Origin of the sequence: Dactylosporangium fulvum (assembly GCF_025137375.1) — a bacterium.
Classification (GTDB): Bacteria; Actinomycetota; Actinomycetes; order Mycobacteriales; family Micromonosporaceae; genus Dactylosporangium; species Dactylosporangium fulvum.
Map to the genome: position 1 here is coordinate 3,477,045 of NZ_CP073720.1, position 18,840 is coordinate 3,495,884.

The window sequence follows — 18,840 nt, forward strand, 5'->3', positions numbered from 1 at the left end:
CTGCGGCCGGGCGGCGCGCTGGGCATCGCGTGGAACACGTTCGTGGTGTGGCGCGAGGAGGCCGGCGGCGTGCTCGCCGCCGCCGGCCTCGAGGTGAGCGTGAAACAGGCGCTACCGGTTGAACTGGAACCAGTTGAGGTTGACGAAGTCGGCGCCCGCGGTGCCGGTGAAGGTGAGGAACACCGTGTGGACGCCGGTGGCCGCGCCGGTCAGGTTGGTGGTGTTGGTGGTCCAGGTCTGCCAGCCGCCGGTGGAGGTGACGGGGACGCTGGCGATGATCGGGCCGGTGGTGGAGTCCAGGCGGTACTGGATGGTGCCGCTGGACGCGCCGGAGGCCAGCCGCGTGGTCACCGACGCCGCGGTCGGGGTGCCGAAGTCCACGTTGGTGTAGCCGAGCCAGTCGCCGGGCGTGATGAAGCCGACGCTCTGGCCGCCGCCGGTGTCGGTGGTGGTCTCGGTCTGGGTGCCGGACTGGCTGCTGAAGCTCTCCGCCTGCCGCACGCTGTACGCGTTGGGCAGTCCGCCGCCGGCGTTGAACTGTAGCCAGTTGAGGTTGACGAAGTCGGCGCCCGCGGTGCCGGTGAAGGTGAGGTACAGCCGGTGCACGCCGGTGGCCGCGCCGGTCAGGTTGGTGGTGGTGCTGGTCCAGGTCTGCCAGCCGCCGGTGGAGGTGACGGGGACACTGGCGATGATCGGGCCGGTGGTGGAGTCCAGGCGGTACTGGATGGTGCCGCTGGACGCGCCGGAGGCCAGCCGGGTCGTGACCGAGGCCGGCGACGCCGCGCCGAAGTCGAGGTCGTAGGCGAGCGTGTCGCCGGGCGTGATGAAGCCGACGCTCTGGCCGCCGCCGGTGTCGGTGGTGGTCTCGGTCTGCGTCCCGGTCTGGGCGCTGTAGCTCTCGGCCTCGATCTTGGTGTACGCGCTGCGCGTCGTCTGCTGCGTGCCCCACGGGACCTGCGGCGAGCTGTAGAAGTTGATGCCCTGCACCGTCCACCGCGGGCCCTGCGCGCCGAGCCGCACCTTGAAGGTGTCCCAGTTGCGCACCGCCTGCGGCGACCACGCCAGCTCGGCCAGCGCCGGCATCCGCGGGAACGCCATGTACTCGATGTCGGCGAGCTTCGTGAGCGTCTCCGACCACAATGGAGCCTCGACGCCGAGGATCGCGCTCGCCGGCACGCCGGACAGGTAGGCGCCCGGGTCCCAGTTGTAGGCGGTCTGCACCTCGATGAGGCCGGCCCAGCTCAGGCCGAGCGGGGTCTGGTTGTTGTACTTCATGTCGAGGTACGTCTTGTTCGCCGGCGACAGCAGGACCTTGCCACCCTTGCTCACGGCCGCGCTGAGGTCCGCGTCGGAGGTGCCGGTGCCCCAGAACTGCGCGACCCGGTTCGCGGTGTGGTTCGCCTGCCCGATCTGGTGCCAGCCCATTACGGTCTTGCCCGCGTTGCCGACGTACGGCTGGATGCGGTTGATGAAGGTGCGGTAGTCCGCCGCCGGCGTGCTCGACGCCTCGTCGCCACCGATGTGCAGGTAGGGGCCGGGGGTGATGGCGGCCAGCTCGTTGAGCACCTGCTGTACGAAGGTGTAGGTGATCTCCTTGTTCACGCACAGCGAGCTGAACCCGACGTTGGTCCCGGTGTAGAGCGGTGGGGCGGTGTTGTTGCAGTTGAGCTCCGCGTAGGAGGCGAGCGCCGCGTTGGTGTGGCCGGGCATGTCGATCTCCGGCACGATCGTCACGTGCCGGGTGGCCGCATAGTTGACGATCTCGGTGTACTGCGCCTTGGTGTAGTAGCCGCCCTGGCCGCCGCCGACCTGCGTGCTGCCGCCGTAGGTCGCCAGCCGGGGCCACGCGTCGACGACGATCCGCCAGCCCTGGTCGTCGGAGAGGTGCAGGTGCAGGGTGTTGAGCTTGTACTGCGCGATCTCGTCGATGTACCGCTTGACGACGTCGACGCCGAAGAAGTGCCGGGACACGTCGAGCATCGCGCCGCGGTAGGCGTAGCGCGGGTAGTCGACGATCCGGCCACCGGCGACGGTCCAGGGTCCGCTCTGGGCGGTCTTCGCCTCGATCGACGGCGGCAGCAGCTGGCGCAGCGTCTGCACGCCGTGGAACAGCCCGGCCGCGGTCTGCGCCCGGATCGTGACGAGTGAGGCGGTGACGTCGAGCTGGTAGCCCTCGGCACCCACGCTCGCATCGGCGCCGGACAGCAGCAGCGCGATGCCGCTCGTCGGCGTGCCGCTCGCGGCGACGACCGGCAGCGCGTAGCCGGTCGACGGGCGGAGGACGCCGGCGAGCTGGTTGCCGACCTCGGTCGCGGGGGCGGAGCCGGGCTGGGTCTGGATCGAGGCGTTCGACGGCAGCGTGTAGGTCACGCCGGCCGCGGGCTGCGCCGACACCGGCGCGGGTACGACGTCGGAGAGGCTCACCGCGGCGCTGGCCGGGGAGGCCGCCAGCAGCAAGGCGGCGCCGGTGGCGGCGGTCGCGACGGCCAGCGCCGCGGTGAGCAGCAGGTTACGCGGGGAACGGTGCACGGCATCCTCCAGCGAAACTGTTAAGTTTCCTGTTAGTTTGACGGCACGCTATGTCCCGCGCGGGAAAGTGTCAAGGGGGAGTCACCTCCCTCCGAGTTCCTCCCAGCTGCGCTGGGGTAGTAGCCCGAATCTTCACCAGCTACCTCGCGGGACGCGGTATCTTCGCCATCGCCGAAGAGCTCACTCGCGACGGCATACCCTGTCCGTCCGCCCATGATCCGCAACGCAACCGGCACCGCAGCGGAATTGCCTGGTTCAAGATGGCCATCCGCGTCATCCTGACGAGAGAAGCGATGCATAGACCTACCAGCGGGCGGTCAACGCAACGCCATGCGACGGGTCACCGACCCCGAGAGAACCGAAAGGGGAACCCCGCCAAGATCGTAGCTGCTACGCATACTGGCTCTCACCAGCACTGGCCTGCGCGGAGCGCTGGAATGAGTTTTGGGCAGGCGCAACGCTGCGGTGTCTCAGATTTTGGTCCCGGCTGCCGAGCGCACGACCCGGTCGAGCACCTCCAGAGCTCGGTACAAAGTGGCCGAGTTGTCGTCGGCTCGGACCGCGGAACACAGGTCGATGGTTGCCCCCTCACCGCTGACCGGACGGAAGGTCACACCGGCCACCCCGAGCTTCGATACCGGCTCCGGGACGACCGCAAGCCCGAGGCCGGCAGCGACAAACGTGAGCAGGGTCGAGGTCTCGGCGACTTCGTGGCGGAACTTTGCTTCGACCCCGGCATCGCGGAACAGTGCGGCTACTGCTCCGTACATCACTGAGGTTCCCCCGGCGTGCACCACGAGGTCCTCTCCGCGTAGGTCCTTCACGTTCAGCCGGCGCCGGGATGCGAGCGCGTGGCCTTCGGGCATCGCGACCAGGAGCCGGTCAGTACGCAGTGTGCGCACCGTCAATGCGGTCTCGTCCACGGGTGGACGCAGGACCGCGAGGTCGATGTCGCGGGCCAGGAGGCGTTCGACCTGGTGGGGGACGAGGAGTTCGCCTCGGAGGACGAGTTCGACGTCGGGAATCTCCTCGCGAAGGGTGCACGCGAACGCCGGCAGCAGGCTGTAGGTAGCGGAACCGACGCAGCTGACGACCAGACGGCCCTGCAGCCCGGAAGCGATGCGGGCAGCCTCGTTCCCGGCGACCTCGACCTGGGTGAGAATTTCGCGAGCTCGTTCCAAGTACGCCGAACCCGCCGCCGTCAGTTCGACCTTCCGGGTGTTTCTCTCGAGAAGTTGCGCGCCGAGTTCGGTCTCCAACTGCCTGATCTGGCGAGACAACGGCGGCTGCGCAATATGCAACCGCTCGGCGGCCCGACCGAAGTGTCGTTCCTCTGCGACCGCCACGAAGTACCGAAGGTGGCGTAGCTCCACGGTGATACCTCCACAGTCTTAGTCGGGTCAAAATAAGTACTTCAGAGTATCTCACTGCAGACCTACCGTGGCGGGCATGAGCAACATCGTGATCTGTGAGCCAATCCGGACTCCGGTCGGGCGGTTCGGGGGCGTGTTCGCGTCCCTGACAGCGACGGACCTGGCCAGCACCCTCCTGTCAGAGCTCGTCCGGCGGACCGGTCTGAAGGCCAGTGACGTCGACGACGTCATCCTCGGGCACAGCTACCCGAGCGGCGAGAACCCGGCGATCGGCCGGATCGCTGCACTCGACGCAGGACTCGGGCCGCACGTGCCCGGCCTGCAACTGGACCGCCGCTGCGGTTCAGGGCTGCAGGCGGTCCTGACCGCCGCCAGCCATGTCGCCAGCGGTGCGGCGCGCGTCATCGTCGCTGGAGGCGTCGAGTCGATGTCACAGGTCGAGCATTACGCCGTTGGACTGCGCACCGGGGTGAAGCAAGGCGGAATCGAGTTTCTCGACCGGCTCGACCGTGCCCGCGAGACCGCAGGCGGGAAGAATTTCCCCGTGGCTGGCGGGATGCTCGAAACCGCAGAGAACCTGCGTCGCGCCTACAGCATTTCCCGCGAGGAACAGGACGAATTCGCTCTCCTGTCCCAGCACCGTGCAGGGCTCGCCAACGACGAGGGCAGGTTCGCTCGGGAACTCGTGCCGGTCACCGTGCCTGGCCGCCGCGGCAAGCCGGCGGTCGTCGTCGACTGTGACGAGCACCCTCGCCCGGAGACCACCCTCGACGACCTCGCACGTTTGCGACCGGTTCGCCTCGGTATCGACCCGGAGTCGACCGTGACCGCTGGCAACGCCAGCGGCCAGAACGACGGCGCCGCCATGTGCGTGGTGACCACCCGCGAGAACGCCGAGCGGTTAGGACTGCTTCCGCTCCTGGCGCTGCGTTCGTGGGCCGTGGCCGGTGTTGGTCCTACCGAGATGGGCATCGGTCCGGTACCCGCGACCGCTGCGGCACTCGAACGGGCTGGCCTGACGCTGGACGACATCGACCTCATTGAGCTGAACGAGGCGTTCGCTGCGCAGGTGCTTGCCTGTTTGCGCGAGTGGGAGCTTCACGCGACCGACCACAGGCTCAACCCGAACGGGTCCGGCATCTCGCTCGGCCACCCGGTCGGTGCGACTGGTGCGCGCATTCTCGCGACGCTGGCCCACGAGCTGGTGCGTCGCGAGGCCCGGTACGGCCTGGAGACCATGTGCATCGGTGGCGGCCAGGGCCTGGCTGCGGTGTTCGAGCGGGTGACCGCATGAGTAGCCTCAACAAGGTCTACGCCAGCGCGGCCAAAGCTGTCGCGGATGTAAAGAGCGGTTCCAGTCTCGCGGTCGGCGGGTTTGGTCTCGCCGGCATCCCGTGGGTTCTCATCGAAGCTCTGCTCGAGCAAGGTGCCGACAACCTGACCGTCGTGTCGAACAACTGCGGTGTCGACGGAGCCGGGCTCGGTCTGCTACTCGGTCAGGGCCGCATCAGCCGCGTGATTGCGTCCTACGTCGGGGAGAACAAGGAGTTCGCTCGGCAGTACCTGTCCGGCGAACTGACCGTTGAGCTCACCCCGCAGGGCACCCTCGCGGAACGGATGCGTGCCGGCGGGTCCGGCATCGGTGCGTTCTACACGCCAACCGGCGTCGGAACGATGGTGGCCGAGGGCGGGCTCCCGTGGCGGTACAACCCGGACGGGTCCGTTGCGCTGGCCTCCCCAGCCAAGGAGGTCCGCACGTTCCACGGGCGCGAAATGGTGCTGGAGGAGTCGATCGTCACCGACGTTGCGCTCGTTCGCGCAGCGGTCGCCGACAAGGCCGGGAACTGCGTGTTCCACGCGGCGGCACGGAACTTCAACCCGCCGGCAGCGATGTCCGGCCGCCTCACGGTCGTCGAAGCCGAGGAGGTCGTTGAAGTCGGCGCGCTCGGCCCTGACGAGGTTCACCTTCCAGGTGTGTTCGTGCAGCGGGTTGTGCCACTGACTACAGAGCAAGCCGCACGCAAGGGCATCGAGAAGCGCACCACGCGAGGTGAACGTCCCGCTGGAACGGAGAAGTGACATGGCCTGGACTCGCGATGAGATGGCCGCCCGTGCTGCCCTCGAGCTTCACGACGGCGAGTACGTGAACCTCGGCATCGGCCTGCCCACCCTCATCCCCGACCACCTTCCCGCCAGCTCGACCGTGACGCTGCACGCGGAGAACGGCATTCTCGGCGTCGGCCCGTTCCCCTACGAGGACGAGGTCGACCCTGACCTGGTCAACGCCGGCAAGCAGACCGTGACCGTGCTGCCGGGCGCGTCGTACTTCGACTCGGTCACCAGCTTCGCGATGATCCGGGGCCGTCACATCGACGCTGCCATCCTGGGCGCGATGCAGGTCTCCGTCTTCGGCGACCTGGCGAACTGGATGGTTCCGGGCGCCATGGTCAAGGGCATGGGAGGCGCCATGGACCTGGTCTCTGGTGCCGGTCGCGTCGTGGTCCTGATGGACCACGTGACCAAGAACGGTGAAGCGAAGCTTCTGCGGATGTGCACGCTGCCGCTGACCGGTCGCCGCATCGTGTCCCGCGTCATCACCGACCTGGCCGTACTCGACGTGGAGGATGGTGCGTTCCACGCCACCGAACTCGCCCCGGGGGTCGAGTTGTCCGAAGTCATCGCGAAGACGGCTGCGCCGGTCGTTGACGCGCTCCCGGCGCGAGCGAGCTAACCGCGAACTGCCGCACCAACAGGGGCCGCACATCTAGTCTTGGATGTGCGGCCCCTCTTCTTCGGGGGTCCAGTTACGCTGGAGAGCGCTGTGGCTGGTCGGCACAGATGACGGCCCTCAGGACCGGACAGCCTGCACGGCGTCAACGATGGCGTCAGCGGCGAGGTTGAGGTCTTCGTGGGTCATGGCCGTGGACAGCGAGAGCAAGGCGTTCGTGCCAGCGAACACACCTCGCCGGTACAGCGCCCACCAGAGGTCGCTGACGTCGACCTTCTCCATGATGCGCATGAGGGAGCCTCGTCCGTTGACCTTGACACCGGCGTCACTCAGGCAGTGCCGGAGCTGGTTCCCGCGGCTGTTGAGGTCGTCGATGGCCGGCTGGTCGTAGGCTTGGACCGCTGCGAGGCCAGCGGCCATCGTCAGTGGGTTCGCGCTGAAGGTGCCGCCCCAGGCGACGAGCGGGCCGGTCTTCGCGTCGAATGCAGACATGATGTCGGTCCGGCCGGCGAGGGCGCCGACTGGGAGGCCGCCGCCGATGACCTTTCCGAAGGTCGCGAGGTCGGGGGCGATGCCGTAGCTGGGTCCGAGGCCGTTGAGCGCGAGGCGGAACGTAATGACCTCATCGACGATCATCAGGGAGCCGTGACGGGTGGTCAGCTGGCGTACCGCGTTGATGAACTCGGGGTCTGCCGGTTCCAGGCCAGCCCGGTTCGGCATCAGGTCGATGAGGACCGCGGCGACGTCATCTCCGCGGTCACCGAAGACGGTCTGGAGTGCGGCGAGGCTGCCCTGCGGGAGCACCATGACGGTCTCGTGTTCGGCGCAGGTGATTCCCGGCCGGTCCGAGTCAGTGACGGGGTCTGAGGTGCCGTGGTAGCTCCCCTCGAAGCGAACGATGAGGTCACGTCCGGTGACTGCACGGGCACAACGGATGGCCTGCATGACGGCCTCGGTGCCCGAGTTGGAGAACCGCCACTGTTCGTGGCCGGTCCGGTCGCGGAGGTGCTCGGCCAGTGCGACCTCGCGACGGGTCGGAAGGCCGAACGACGTGCCCTCGTCCAGCGCCTCGGCGATGGCGCGCTGAATGGGTTCGAAATGGTGCCCGTGGATGAGCGAGGTGTAGTTGTTGTTAAAGTCGAGTACCCGGGAGCCGCTCTCGTCGGTGAGCCAGGCGCTCCGGCCGCTGCGGGCCATGGGAACGGCGGGCGGCACGTAGAGCGTCGACCGTGACGTACCACTGGGAATGACTGCGCGCGCCCGGGCGGCGAGATCGTCGATGTCCGGGGCTCCTGCGACCTTGTCGGAGGAGTGAGACGAGGTGGCACTCATGATGCGGGCTTGGCGATGGTGCGGCTCTGCTCGCGCATGAAGCCCTGGATGTACCAGTGGCCGAGGCCGCCCTTGCCTGCTGAGCCGCTGCGCTTCCAGCCGCAGAACGACTGGACGCCCGGCCAGGCACCGGTGGTGGCGCCGGCTGCACGGTTGATGTAGATGACGCCGGCCTCGATCTGGTCGACGAACTGATCCACCTCGGCCTGGTCGCCGCTGAACACACCGGCGGACAGGCCGTAGGGCACGTCGTTCGCCTCATCGAGCGCGTCCTGGAACGTGTCGACCTCGGTGATCGTGAGGAACGGCGCGAACAGCTCATCGCGCGTCAGGGTGTGGCCAACCGGAAGGTTGGACACGACAATGGGCGAGAACCAGTTCCCTTCACGGTCCAGCCGCTCACCGGTGAGGACCTGGCCGTCAGCAGCCGCGAGCTTGAGAGCTTCGTCGATGCGGGCGCCGATGCTGTCGTCGATGACCGGGCCCATGAACGTGGCTTCGTCGATGGGGTCGCCGATGGTAAGAGCTTCGGCCTTCTCGACGATCTTGGAGATGAGTTTGTCGGCGACCTCGCGGACGACCACGACACGGCGGCAGGCGCTGCACTTCTGCCCGGACAGGCCGAACGCGGAGCGGACGATGCCGGACGCGGCAGCGTCGAGGTCGGCACTGGCGCCGACGACTGCTGGGTTCTGTCCGCCCATCTCGGCGAGAACCGGACGCGGCAGTCCCTTCGGGGTGGTCGCGGCGACGATCTGCCATCCGATCTCGGCAGAGCCGGTGAACGCGATGCCGTCGATGTCGGAGCCGACGATCGCGCGGCCGATGTCAGCTCCACCGTGCACCAGGTTCACCACGCCGGCGGGGAGGGCGTCAGCGAGGATGGCGGCGACTGCGGCGGTCGAGCGGGGCGTCTTGTCAGACGGCTTGCACACCACGGTGTTTCCGGCGACGAGAGCGCCGACCATCATCCCGGTCGCGAGGGCGAACGGGAAATTGAACGGGGCCAGCACCCCGAAGACGCCGTAGGGGACGAGGACATCGTAGGTGTCCTCGGTCGGCGACTGCTTCATCGTGTGGTTGTAGCCGTCGTTCTCGGTCATCAGGCGCGTGTAGTGCTTGATGATGTCGGCGGCTTCCTGAACCTCACCGATGGCCTCGAGCCGGGTCTTGCCGGTCTCGGCCGAGAGGATGGCGCTGAGCTCGGCGACGTCGCTGTTGATTCGGTCGGCCGCCTTGAGCAGGCTGTTGCACCGCTCCTCAACGGTGGCGCGGCGCCATGCGCGGTATGCGATGCGGGCCTGCTCGATCGCCGTGGTCACGAGTGCAACCGGTGCCGCGTGCGCGGCCGAGACACGTACCCCCGGGTGGCACGGGTCGAACCGTTCGAACACGATGCCGTCGCTACGCCGTGCCCCGCCAATGATGTGCTCCTCGACGGGCGGCTTCTCGGCGCGCAGTCGGCGCAGAGCGCTCTCGAACGCGGCTCCGAGGTCGTCGGGCAGCGCAGTGGACGTGTAGTCGACCTTCGCAGTCATCGTTGTACCTCCTTGGTTCGCTCGATGATTCGGTCAGATGCCGGCGGCGATCTCGGCGACGGCCTCGCTGAAGATGCGGAGACCGGTCCCGGCCTCGTCGGCGGTGAGGACCAGCGGCGGCGACATGCGGATGACGTTCTCGCCCGCTTCGAGGACCAGGAGGCCCTTCTCGAAGCAGCGGTTCTGGACCGCGTTGGCGACCTGGCCGTCGGGGAACTCCACGCCGACGAACAGGCCGACGCCGCGGACGTCGCGGACCGTGTCAGGCTGGTTGGCCCGAAGCTTGCGAAGGCCCTCGATCAGGTAGTTGCCGAGGTTGGTGGAGTTCTCCAGCAGGTTCTCGGACCGGATGACCTCGAGGGTCGCGAGACCGGCCGCACAGGGAACCGGGCTGCCGCCGTAGGTGGAGCCGTGCTTGCCCGGACCCCAGGCGGTCATGATCTCCTCGCGGGCGATGATGGCGCCGAGCGGCAGGCCAGAGGCGAGGCCCTTGGCGCTGGTCACGATGTCGGGCTCGACCTCGGTGTGCTCGATGGCCCACATCTTGCCGGTGCGGCCGATGCCGGACTGAACCTCATCGGCGACCAGGAGGATGCCGAACTCATCGCACAGCTCGCGCAGGTCCTCCATCCAGCCCGGGGCGGGGACGATGATGCCGCCTTCGCCCTGGATGGGCTCGGCGAAGATGGCAGCCACCTCGGTCGGCTCGACCTCGTACCGGAACAGCGCGTTCCGCAGATACTCGATGGTCGCGGTGTCGCGGTCACCGGTCGCCGCCCGTCGCGGGTCGGCGTACGGGGCGTGAAGCACCGCGGGCAGCAGCGGGCCGAACCCGGTGTGGTACTTAGCCTTGGAGTCGGTCAGCGTGAGCGCGCCCATGGTGCGGCCGTGGAACGCTCCCTGGAAGCTGATGACGTAGGGACGCTTGGTCGCGTAACGCGCGAGCTTCAGCGCGCCTTCGACAGCCTCCGCGCCGGAGTTCGACAGGAACACGCGTGTCGGTCCGGACATCGGCGCGACGTCACGCAGAGCGGCGCACATCTCCGAATAGATCGGCAGATAGAAGTCGGATGCCGAGTAGTGGAGGATCTCGGCGGCCTGCCGCTGGACGGCTGCGACGACCTTCGGGTGACCGTGACCAGTCGAATTCACCGCGATGCCGGCGTTGAAGTCGAGGAAGACGTTGCCGTCAACGTCTTCGACACTGGAGCCGCGGCCGCGCTTCGGGACCAGCGGGTAGGCGCGAGGCAGCGACGGGCTGGTCACCGCGTGGTCACGCGCCAGGACTTCACTGGCAAGGGGACCCGGGAGTGCCGTTTTGATCAGCGGCGAGGTCTCGTAGGAGTCCGGGGCGATGGTGTTTTCGACAGTGGTGTTCAACGGTCTCTACTTCCGGTTGATGTGCGCGTGCTCGCGAGGGATTACTGGGCAAACGAGTTCTGCACGATGGGCAGAAGAAGGTCGGCCCTCGGGCAGTTGCGGCGGGCCCACTGGCTGAGCGCGCTGGTTGACCAGAACGCCGGCGCGACGTCGTGGTGGAAGGCGCATGCGTTCGGGTCCGCCTTCAGGGGGCATTCGGTACGGCAGCCGACGACATCGGCGACTGCCGTGCGGAACTTGTCGGCTGTCTCGTCCTCCGGCGCCGGGGGCCGGACCTCGCCGATCTCCTCAGGCGACGAGAACGCGGTCAGGGCCGTGTCGACCGCTCCGGGCTGGTAGGCCTGCACACCGGCCTCGGTGATAAGCCCTTCACGCAGGTCGCGGGCCAAGAGGTCGGGGTCGCGTTCGGCCGGGTCGCCGAAGCCGCCGCCCCCACCGTTGATGACCTCGAGCGAGTCGCCGGGGTAGGCGATAACGCCGGACCACTTGCTGCTGCTCTGGGCGAACTCGTCGAATTCGAGCCATTTGTCGGTACCAGCGCGACGCAGGCGGTAGCGGCTGCCCATGCCTGCGTGGCCGCCGGCCAGGCCGTACGGCTGGATCTCGTGGCGGTCGGCGAATCCGCTGAGAACGGTTTCTGCGGTGAAGGTGAACTGGTGCACCGACCCCAGGCCGCCACGGAACTTGCCGGCGCCACCGGAGTCGGGGATCAGCGCGACGGTGTCGCAGACCAGCGGGTACTCCGACTCGATAATCTCGATCGGGTAGTCGCGGAAGTTCGCCGACTGGTTCGGGGTGACGTTCCAGCCGTCGCGGCGGCCGGAGGCACCCATACCGCCTTCGTAGAAGAACCAGTAGAGGAAGTCCTCGTTGTGCTCGTTCGTTCCGCTGCCGGCCACGATGTTGCAGGTGCCGTAGCTGCCGGCGATGGCGCGGTCGGGAATGACGGTCGCGAGGGCCCCGACGATGGTGTCGATGACCCTCATCGGGGTGTCGGTGCTGCATCCGAAGGTCGGTGCGGGCGGCTGCGCGTTGACCAGTGACTTGCGGGGGGCGTGGAGGCTGACGGCGCGGAAGCATCCGTGGTTGAACGGGATGTCGCCACCGGCGAGCTGCAGGACCGAGTTGAACACGGCGGATGCGGTTGCGGCGTACGGCAGGTTGATGGCGCCGTCTGCCTGCTCGCTGGTGCCGGTGAAGTCGACGTGCATGCTGTCTCCGGCGATCTTCACGTTCGCGCGGATGGCGTAGCGGCAGGTGTTGTTCCCGTCACGATCCATGTAGTCGGTGAACGAATACTCGCCGTCCGGGACGCTGGTCAAGAACGCGCGGACCTGGGACTCGGACTGAGCCTTGATCTCGTCCATGGCTTCGAGGACGGCTTCGACGCCGAACTTGGCGCAGAGTTCCCCGACGCGGGCGCGCCCGGTCATGAGGGAGGCCACCTGAGCGCGCATGTCGCTCAGCTCGATGTCGGGCAGGCGGACGTTCGACAGAATGTAGTCGAGGACCTCGTGATTCTCCTGGCCGCTGATCATCCAGCGCGACGGCGGGATGCGGAGACCTTCGGCGAACACGTCGCGGGCACCGCCAGGGACGCTCCCGGGGGCCATGCCACCGATGTCGAGGTGGTGGGCTCGCGTGACCGAGTAGGCGACGCGAACGCCGTCGACGATGACAGGGGTGAACATGGTGACGTCGGGCAGGTGGGTGCCGCCGCGGTAAGGGTCGTTGACGACGATGACGTCACCGTGACCGATGTTCTCGGCACGCTGCTCGAGGACGGCGGCGTCGACGGTGAACGGCATGGACGCGAGGTGGCTCGGGTCGTAGTTCGCCGCAGCGACGAGTTCGCGGGTCGGATCGAGGATGGCACAGGAGAAGTCCTGCCCCTCGATGAAGATCGGCGAACGGGCGTTGTGCGTCAGCGCCTGTCCCATGTCGCGACAGGTTGACTCCAGGAAACCGCGGATGACCGCAGTGGTTACGGGGTCGCTCATGCTCCGACCTCCAAGATCACAGCTCCAGACTTCGGGGACCTCGTGGCGCGCGAACCGGGCGGCACCGCGATGGTGGTGTTCTCGTCCTGCAGGAACGCAGGACCGTTGACGACCTCGGGCATGGCGCTAAGCGACACGACCTCGACCGCGTCGTGGGATTTCCCGGGTCGGTGCCAGGTCCGCGACGGCGACGTTGCCGCCGGGTCCTCGGCAGAGGTTCCATGGGTGGAGACGCGGGCGACTACCTCGGATTCAGCTCCGAGGGCACGGGCACGCACGAGGACGATCTCGACGGCCTCATCGCTGCGGTCCAGGTGATAGAGCCGCGTGTGCTCGCTGTGGAAGGCGGCGATTGCGGCGTCGGTCGCGGTTGGTGCGTCTCCGGTGTTCTCGACGGGGACCGTGAGGGTCTCCGGCTGGGAGCGGTACTTGACGTCGATCTCGAATTCGATGTCGACGACGGACTCGTTCTCGTCGGCCATGCGGGCGCGGACGTCGCCCTCGACCTGCTTAAACAGCTTGGTGACGTCGTTGTCGGTGAGGTTCTCGCGTCGCTCGGAGATGCCGATGATGCACTCCGAGACCGGGCGGCTGCGAGCTGCGCCGAACGCGGAGAACACGCTCGATGCGGGAGGCAGGCAGACCTTCTCGATGCCGAGGTGTTCGGCCAGGTCGACAGCGAAGGCGCCGCCGGCGCCGCCGAAGCACATCAGGACGCACTCGCGCGGGTCGTAGCCGCGGTTGACCGTCATCTCACGGATGAGCAGAGCCATTTTGCTGAGCGTGACTTCGTAGACCGCGAGAGCTGCCTCTTCAGCGGAGGCGTAGCCGGGCATCGAGTTGATGAGGGCTTGTCGCGATGCCTCGACGTCGAGACGGAGGGTGTCGCGGGCAAGGCCGACCGGGAGCGCACCGAGAACAAGGAGCGCGTCGACGACGGTCGCGTTCGTTCCGCCGTGTCCGTAGCAGGCAGGGCCGGGCATGGAGCCGGCGCTGCGCGGTCCGACGTACAGGCCGGTAGCGTCGAGGCCGATTATTGAGCCGCCGCCGGCACCGATGGACCGGATGTCGACCTGGGACGCGCGTACTGGGGTGTTCCACAGGACATCGTTCTCGCGGGAACGCTGGGCGACTCCGTCCCAGATAAGGGCTACGTCTGTGGTGGTGCCGCCCATGTCCATCGTGATGATGCGGTCCCAGCCTTCCTCGCGGCCGACGAGGTTGGCGCCGATGACGCCGGCAGAGGGGCCGGAGTTGATGAGGCGGAACGGCTCGCGCTGAGCTGCCTTAGGCGTCATGAGGGCGCCGTCGGAGCGGACCATGCGGAGCGGGCCACTCACACCGATCTCCGCGAGAGTCTTGGAGACGCGGTCGAGGTAGCCGGCGATGACCGGGCGAACGAGCGCGTTGACCGTGGTGGTCGCGGCGCGCTCGTACTCGTGGATCTCCGGCAGGATGTCGGCGGACGCGGAGACCGGGATGTCGGGAAGCTCCTCGGCGAGGATCTCGACAGTCCGGCGCTCGTGGGCGGGGTTCTTGAAGCTGAAGAGGAAGGTCACGGCGACCGCCGCGACCTCCTCCTCACGCAACTTCCGAGCGATAGAGCGGACCTCGTCCTCGTCGAGTGCAACGACGACTTGGCCTTCGGCGCCGATGCGCTCGGCAACCTCGAATCGCAGGTCACGGGGCACCAGTGCGTCCGGCCGCTCCCAGTCGTACCCGAAGAGTCGTTCACGCCAGAGGCGCTTGAACTCGAGTACATCTCGGAAGCCGCGCGTACAGAGCACAGCGGTCTTTGCCAGGTTGCCCTCGGTCAGAGCGTTCGTGATCACGGTGGTGCCGTGATTCACGGACTTGATCGAGTAGCCGGCGTCCTGGATGAGCTTGATGCCCTTCCGCAGGCCCTCCTCGAGACCGTGGTGGGTGGTCGGGGTCTTGGCCTCGATCACCTCCCCGGTCCGTGGGTTCACTGCGACGATGTCGGTGAAGGTTCCACCGATGTCGACGCCGAGAAGGACCTCGTCCTTCTGCTGCTGGACGGCCTTGTCGGCGGAAGTCACAGGTCTGCTCCAGTCTGTTCGTTGGGGAGGGCAAGGTTGTCGCCGGCCCGGCCCGGGGCGACGCGCGGGCTGGGGTGCGGGGCCTCGTGGGCCGCGTCCGCGTCGTCGGAGCCGTGGTCGGAGAACTCTTCAGCAAGCGCGGTCATGACGCCCGGCTTCCTCTTGTTGAGGTAGATGGCGACGCCGAAACCGACGAGCAGGTAGCCGGCTGCGATCCACGGCAGCAGGTTGTACGGGTGCACGGTGGAGGCCGTGACGTTCTTCCAGAGCATCACGCCGATGAGCCCGAGTGAGCTGACCGGGAGGATGACGTGGAGGAAAGCGTTGAACTCGGAGCGGTAGTCGCGCCAGTACATGCGGCCGACGCCGATGGCCAGGAAGCCGTAGACGAACATGACGCCGATGGTTCCCAGGACGCCCAAGTACCCGTAGACCGACAGCGGTCCGTCGCTGAGTCCGATCCAGAGGACGAGGGTGACGGCGATGACCTCTTCGACAGCGATCGCGACCCACGGAGTGCGGTACTTCGGGTGGGTGTAGGCGAGCGCCCGGGGGAGGACGCCGGAGCGGCCCATGCCGTACATGACGCGGGTGACGGCGTTGTGGATGGCGATCCAGACGCCGAGGATGCCGGTGGTGCCGGCGATGTAGACCAGGATCTTGCCGGGAGTGCCGAGGTAGTGGTCGGCGATCGTGACCCACGGGTTGGCCGACTCGGTCAAATTCTTGACACCCGCAGCGTCGGTACCGAACGCGACGCTCTCGGAGTAGGTGGTCAGGACATAGAACAGGCCGACGACGATAACAGTTCCGACGACGGCGAGCGGGATGCGCTTGCGAGCCATGCGGGTCTCTTCACCGAGGGTGGTGGCACCTTCAAAGCCGATGAATCCGAACATGCCCCAGATGGCGCCGAGGAAGATGCCGCTCCAGCCGGTGGGGCTGTTGTGCGGGTTGAACGGCTCGAGCGACAGCTCGTTCGGGGACGCACCGTTAGCGAAGATGACGCCGACGATGAGAAGAATGCAGCAGGCCTCGAAGATGAGGAACAGCAGGCCGGCGCGGAGTGATTCGAGGACGCCGAGCATCGACAGCGTGGTGACGAGTGCACCTGTGGCGAGGGCGATGATCCACCAGTGGATGGACACTCCGGCGAGGTCGTTGATGACGTCGCTGATGAAGCTTCCGAAGAGGCCGTAGGCGCCGGGCTCGAATGCGGCGTAGGCGAAGACGACCATCCAGCCGACCAGGAAGCCGGCGGTCGCGCCGAGTCCTGCGGTGGTGTAGCTGAAGAACGCTCCGGCGCTCGCGATCTTCCGGGCGAACTGCGCCACGGTGTTCGCGATGAGCAGCGAGGCGATCATCGCGATCAGGAACGAGAGCGGGAACGCAGCACCCGAGAAGGTTGCGTTGAACGAGGTGGAGAAGAAGATCACGGACGCGGGCCCCATAAAGGCCGCGGACATGACCGCACACTCGATCAGACCGAGGGAGTTTTTGCGCAGTCCCTGGTCGGTTGTGGAGTTGGCGTCACTTGCCATTTTTCCTCCGTGCCACGGATGCCGGGCACGCCAACGTGACCCTTTGGGCTTGATGTGGACCATAGCGAGGCTAGTTACAGGCTCAGGCCTTGTCAATGGGCTCGTTGTAGACCAATCTAGGTCGTGGCAACGGGCTCTGCGAACTAGGAGAGACAACGATGGCGACCTCGTCCCCCAGCCTCGGGGCAGACCTGTTGGGTACTGCGGGCACCGCATGGGCCGACCTTGAGCGTTGGCCGTCCGAACTGGAGCGCGCGCTCGCTGCGCAAGGAAGCGACAGCCTGGTTGCTGACCTTGGCGCGAAGTTCCCGCCGAACTACATGCTCAACCGGTCTCCCACCGATGCGGCGAACGATCTGACCGCGCTGGCTTCGCTCGATGCGGGGTCTGCGCTGTTCGCGGCTCGCAAAGACGAGCCGTCGCGCGTGACCGCGTACAGCGTCGGCCAGCCGCTCTCGTTGGCCCGCGTTCTCGGCGTTCTGGGGAACCTCGACATCGAACTGCTCGACTCTCATTCCTACGATCTCGCCGCAGGGGATGTTTCGGGACGGTTCGTTCACGACCTTGTCGTTGGTTTTCCGCAGACGTGCGAGCCGAATCCGGAACTGCGCTCGCGCGCTATGGCTGCTCTTCAGCGCGCGTGGGACGGTGTCATCGAGGACGACACGTTCAACGCTCTGGTCGTGCACGCAGGTCTTACCTGGTGGCAGTCGAACGTGCTGCGCGCTTACGCAAAGTACTTGCGGCAGGCCGGCCTCACGTTCACCCCCGAGCACATCGCCGCGACGCTCGTGGAGCACCCGACTCACCCACGTGCTCTCGCGGACCTGTTCGAGGCCAGGTTCGACCCCGACCTTTCTGAGGACGAGTCGACCGTCGCCGTCGCGAAGGCCGAGGCGACGATCGAGGCCGGGCTGCAGGAGCTGGTCAGCTATGACCAGGACGTCATCGTTGCCGCGCTGCACAACTGCATCCGGGCGACGCTGCGGACCAACGCCTACCGTGAGGAGAACGGGGTGCGCCGGTCGGCGCTCGCGTTCAAGCTCTGCTCGGCAGAGGTGTCCACGTTGCCGAAGCCACGGCCGTGGTCGGAAATCTGGGTTCACTCGACCCGGATGGAAGGTGTGCACCTTCGATTCGGTGCAGTTGCTCGCGGTGGTCTTCGCTGGTCGGACCGTCTTGAGGACTTCCGAACCGAGGTTCTCGGGTTGGTGAAGGCGCAGCAGGTGAAGAACTCGGTCATCGTGCCGCTCGGGGCCAAGGGTGGGTTCGTGGTGAAGTCGACTGGCGGTGCGGAGCTGCGCTCGGCCGGCGTGGAGTCCTACCGGACGTTCATCGCGGGCCTGCTGGACCTGACCGACAACGTCGTACGCAGCCATGACGCGGCTGGCAACCAGACCGAGGAGGTTGTCGCGCCGCCGCGTACTCGTTGCTACGACGACCCGGACCCGTACCTGGTGGTGGCTGCGGACAAAGGCACGGCGACGTTCAGCGACGAGGCGAACGCGGTGTCGGCTCGCTACGGGTTCTGGCTTGGTGACGCGTTCGCGTCGGGTGGGTCGATCGGGTTCGACCACAAGGCGATGGGCATCACCGCCCGTGGGGCGTGGGAGTCGGTGAAGTCCCACTTCCGCGAGTTGGATGTCGATGTCGCCGAAGACCAGTTCATCGTCGTAGGGGTCGGCGACATGTCGGGCGACGTGTTCGGGAACGGCATGCTGCTGTCTCGCGCCATCAAGCTCGTGGCGGCTTTCGACCACCGCAGCATCTTCATCGACCCGCGCCCGGAGGCCGGTCGTTCGTACACGGAGCGGCAGCGGTTGTTCGACACGCCTGGGTCGTCGTGGGGTGACTACAACGCAGACCTCATCTCTCGTGGCGGAGGTGTCTTCCCCCGCAGCGGCCGGTCGGTTCCGGTTTCAGCAGAAGCGGCGGCCGCGTTGGGCATCGACCCGGCTGTCACGTCGGTCAGCCCCGCCGAGATGGTGCAGCACATCCTTCGCGCGCCCGTCGACCTTCTGTGGAACGGCGGTGTCGGAACGTTCGTGAAGGCGTCGTCGGAGACGGCCGCCGATGTGGGCGACCGTTCCAACGACGGCATCCGTGTCGATGCGAAGGACCTTCGTGTTCGTGTCATCGCTGAAGGGGGCAATCTCGGGCTCACGCAGAAGGCTCGCATCGAGTTCGCGGAGGCGGGCGGTCTGGTCAACACCGACGCTCTGGACAACTCAGCAGGTGTCGACACCTCCGATCACGAGGTGAACCTCAAGATCCTGCTCGACCTGGCGATCGGGCGCGGAGAGTTGGACGGTGCTCTTCGTACGACGCTGCTGAATACGTCGGAGGATGACGTGGCCCG

11 protein-coding genes and 3 pseudogenes are annotated in these 18,840 nt (G+C 67.1%); 6 read left to right on the top strand and 8 right to left on the bottom strand.

Annotation, left to right across the window (positions count from 1 at the left end; translation table 11 throughout):
* Nucleotides 1–111: 111 nt before the first annotated feature.
* Nucleotides 112–2,529 (bottom strand): family 20 glycosylhydrolase, encoded by a 2,418-nt coding sequence (locus tag Dfulv_RS48565; RefSeq protein WP_319805796.1) that lies wholly within the window; start codon nt 2,527–2,529, stop codon nt 112–114.
* 50 nt (nt 2,530–2,579) lie between these two features.
* On the opposite strand from Dfulv_RS48565, the pseudogene Dfulv_RS15965 reads away from it, so the two are divergent.
* Nucleotides 2,580–2,855, top strand: a pseudogene (locus Dfulv_RS15965) (recombinase family protein); the annotation flags it as partial.
* A gap of 144 nt (nt 2,856–2,999) precedes the next feature.
* Here Dfulv_RS15965 and Dfulv_RS15970 read toward each other — a convergent pair.
* Complete coding sequence (locus tag Dfulv_RS15970) at nt 3,000–3,875, bottom strand: LysR substrate-binding domain-containing protein (protein ID WP_319805797.1); 876 nt, start codon at nt 3,873–3,875, stop codon at nt 3,000–3,002.
* 103 nt (nt 3,876–3,978) lie between these two features.
* Here Dfulv_RS15970 and Dfulv_RS15980 point away from each other — a divergent pair, with 103 nt between their 5' ends.
* The 3 genes from Dfulv_RS15980 to Dfulv_RS15990 are packed head-to-tail and all read left to right on the top strand — an operon-like array spanning nt 3,979 to nt 6,633.
* Nucleotides 3,979–5,196, top strand: a complete 1,218-nt coding sequence (locus tag Dfulv_RS15980; RefSeq protein ID WP_259863820.1) for an acetyl-CoA C-acetyltransferase — start codon at nt 3,979–3,981, stop codon at nt 5,194–5,196.
* Nucleotides 5,193–5,981 (top strand): CoA transferase subunit A, encoded by a 789-nt coding sequence (locus tag Dfulv_RS15985; RefSeq protein WP_259863821.1) that lies wholly within the window; start codon nt 5,193–5,195, stop codon nt 5,979–5,981. Before Dfulv_RS15980 ends, Dfulv_RS15985 begins: the two co-directional genes overlap by 4 nt.
* 1 nt (nt 5,982) lies before the next feature.
* Nucleotides 5,983–6,633, top strand: a complete 651-nt coding sequence (locus tag Dfulv_RS15990; RefSeq protein ID WP_259863822.1) for a 3-oxoacid CoA-transferase subunit B — start codon at nt 5,983–5,985, stop codon at nt 6,631–6,633.
* Between the two features lie 117 nt (nt 6,634–6,750).
* On the opposite strand, the gene Dfulv_RS15995 is transcribed toward Dfulv_RS15990, so the two are convergent.
* Genes Dfulv_RS15995 through Dfulv_RS16020 form a run of 6 tightly spaced genes read right to left on the bottom strand, consistent with a single transcriptional unit; the run spans nt 6,751 to nt 16,481 of the window.
* Entirely contained in the window at nt 6,751–7,962 is a 1,212-nt protein-coding gene (locus Dfulv_RS15995) for an aspartate aminotransferase family protein (RefSeq protein ID WP_259863823.1), read from the bottom strand.
* Nucleotides 7,959–9,500: an aldehyde dehydrogenase family protein gene (locus Dfulv_RS16000; RefSeq protein WP_259863824.1), complete on the bottom strand. Its 1,542-nt coding sequence runs from the start codon at nt 9,498–9,500 to the stop codon at nt 7,959–7,961. Before Dfulv_RS16000 ends, Dfulv_RS15995 begins: the two co-directional genes overlap by 4 nt.
* Before the next feature lie 33 nt (nt 9,501–9,533).
* Nucleotides 9,534–10,880: an aminotransferase class III-fold pyridoxal phosphate-dependent enzyme gene (locus tag Dfulv_RS16005; protein ID WP_259863826.1), complete on the bottom strand. Its 1,347-nt coding sequence runs from the start codon at nt 10,878–10,880 to the stop codon at nt 9,534–9,536.
* Nucleotides 10,881–10,921: 41 nt separating this feature from the next.
* Nucleotides 10,922–12,880: a hydantoinase B/oxoprolinase family protein gene (locus Dfulv_RS16010; RefSeq protein WP_259863828.1), complete on the bottom strand. Its 1,959-nt coding sequence runs from the start codon at nt 12,878–12,880 to the stop codon at nt 10,922–10,924.
* The gene (locus tag Dfulv_RS16015) at nt 12,877–14,940 is read right to left on the bottom strand and encodes a hydantoinase/oxoprolinase family protein (protein ID WP_259863829.1); all 2,064 of its coding nucleotides are present in this window, start codon (nt 14,938–14,940) and stop codon (nt 12,877–12,879) included. Before Dfulv_RS16015 ends, Dfulv_RS16010 begins: the two co-directional genes overlap by 4 nt.
* Nucleotides 14,937–16,481 carry an APC family permease gene (locus Dfulv_RS16020; protein ID WP_259863830.1) on the bottom strand — a complete coding sequence of 515 codons (1,545 nt, stop codon included), beginning with the start codon at nt 16,479–16,481 and terminating at the stop codon, nt 14,937–14,939. Before Dfulv_RS16020 ends, Dfulv_RS16015 begins: the two co-directional genes overlap by 4 nt.
* A 620-nt stretch (nt 16,482–17,101) precedes the next feature.
* On the opposite strand from Dfulv_RS16020, the pseudogene Dfulv_RS49055 reads away from it, so the two are divergent.
* Both Dfulv_RS49055 and Dfulv_RS48835 read left to right on the top strand, forming a co-directional pair.
* Nucleotides 17,102–17,272 (top strand): annotated as a pseudogene (locus tag Dfulv_RS49055) (hypothetical protein); the annotation flags it as partial.
* Between the two features lie 144 nt (nt 17,273–17,416).
* Nucleotides 17,417–18,826, top strand: a pseudogene (locus tag Dfulv_RS48835) (NAD-glutamate dehydrogenase domain-containing protein); the annotation flags it as partial.
* Nucleotides 18,827–18,840 lie beyond the last annotated feature (14 nt).

What these genes read in the sequence shown, in the direction of transcription:
- Dfulv_RS16000 (WP_259863824.1), bottom strand. Translation starts at nt 9,500, where the DNA reads ATGACTGCGAAGGTCGACTACACGTCCACTGCGCTGCCCGACGACCTC.
- Dfulv_RS16020 (WP_259863830.1), bottom strand. Translation starts at nt 16,481, where the DNA reads ATGGCAAGTGACGCCAACTCCACAACCGACCAGGGACTGCGCAAAAAC.
- Dfulv_RS15980 (WP_259863820.1), top strand. Translation starts at nt 3,979, where the DNA reads ATGAGCAACATCGTGATCTGTGAGCCAATCCGGACTCCGGTCGGGCGG.
- Dfulv_RS15990 (WP_259863822.1), top strand. Translation starts at nt 5,983, where the DNA reads ATGGCCTGGACTCGCGATGAGATGGCCGCCCGTGCTGCCCTCGAGCTT.
- Dfulv_RS15995 (WP_259863823.1), bottom strand. Translation starts at nt 7,962, where the DNA reads ATGAGTGCCACCTCGTCTCACTCCTCCGACAAGGTCGCAGGAGCCCCG.
- Dfulv_RS15985 (WP_259863821.1), top strand. Translation starts at nt 5,193, where the DNA reads ATGAGTAGCCTCAACAAGGTCTACGCCAGCGCGGCCAAAGCTGTCGCG.
- Dfulv_RS16010 (WP_259863828.1), bottom strand. Translation starts at nt 12,880, where the DNA reads ATGAGCGACCCCGTAACCACTGCGGTCATCCGCGGTTTCCTGGAGTCA.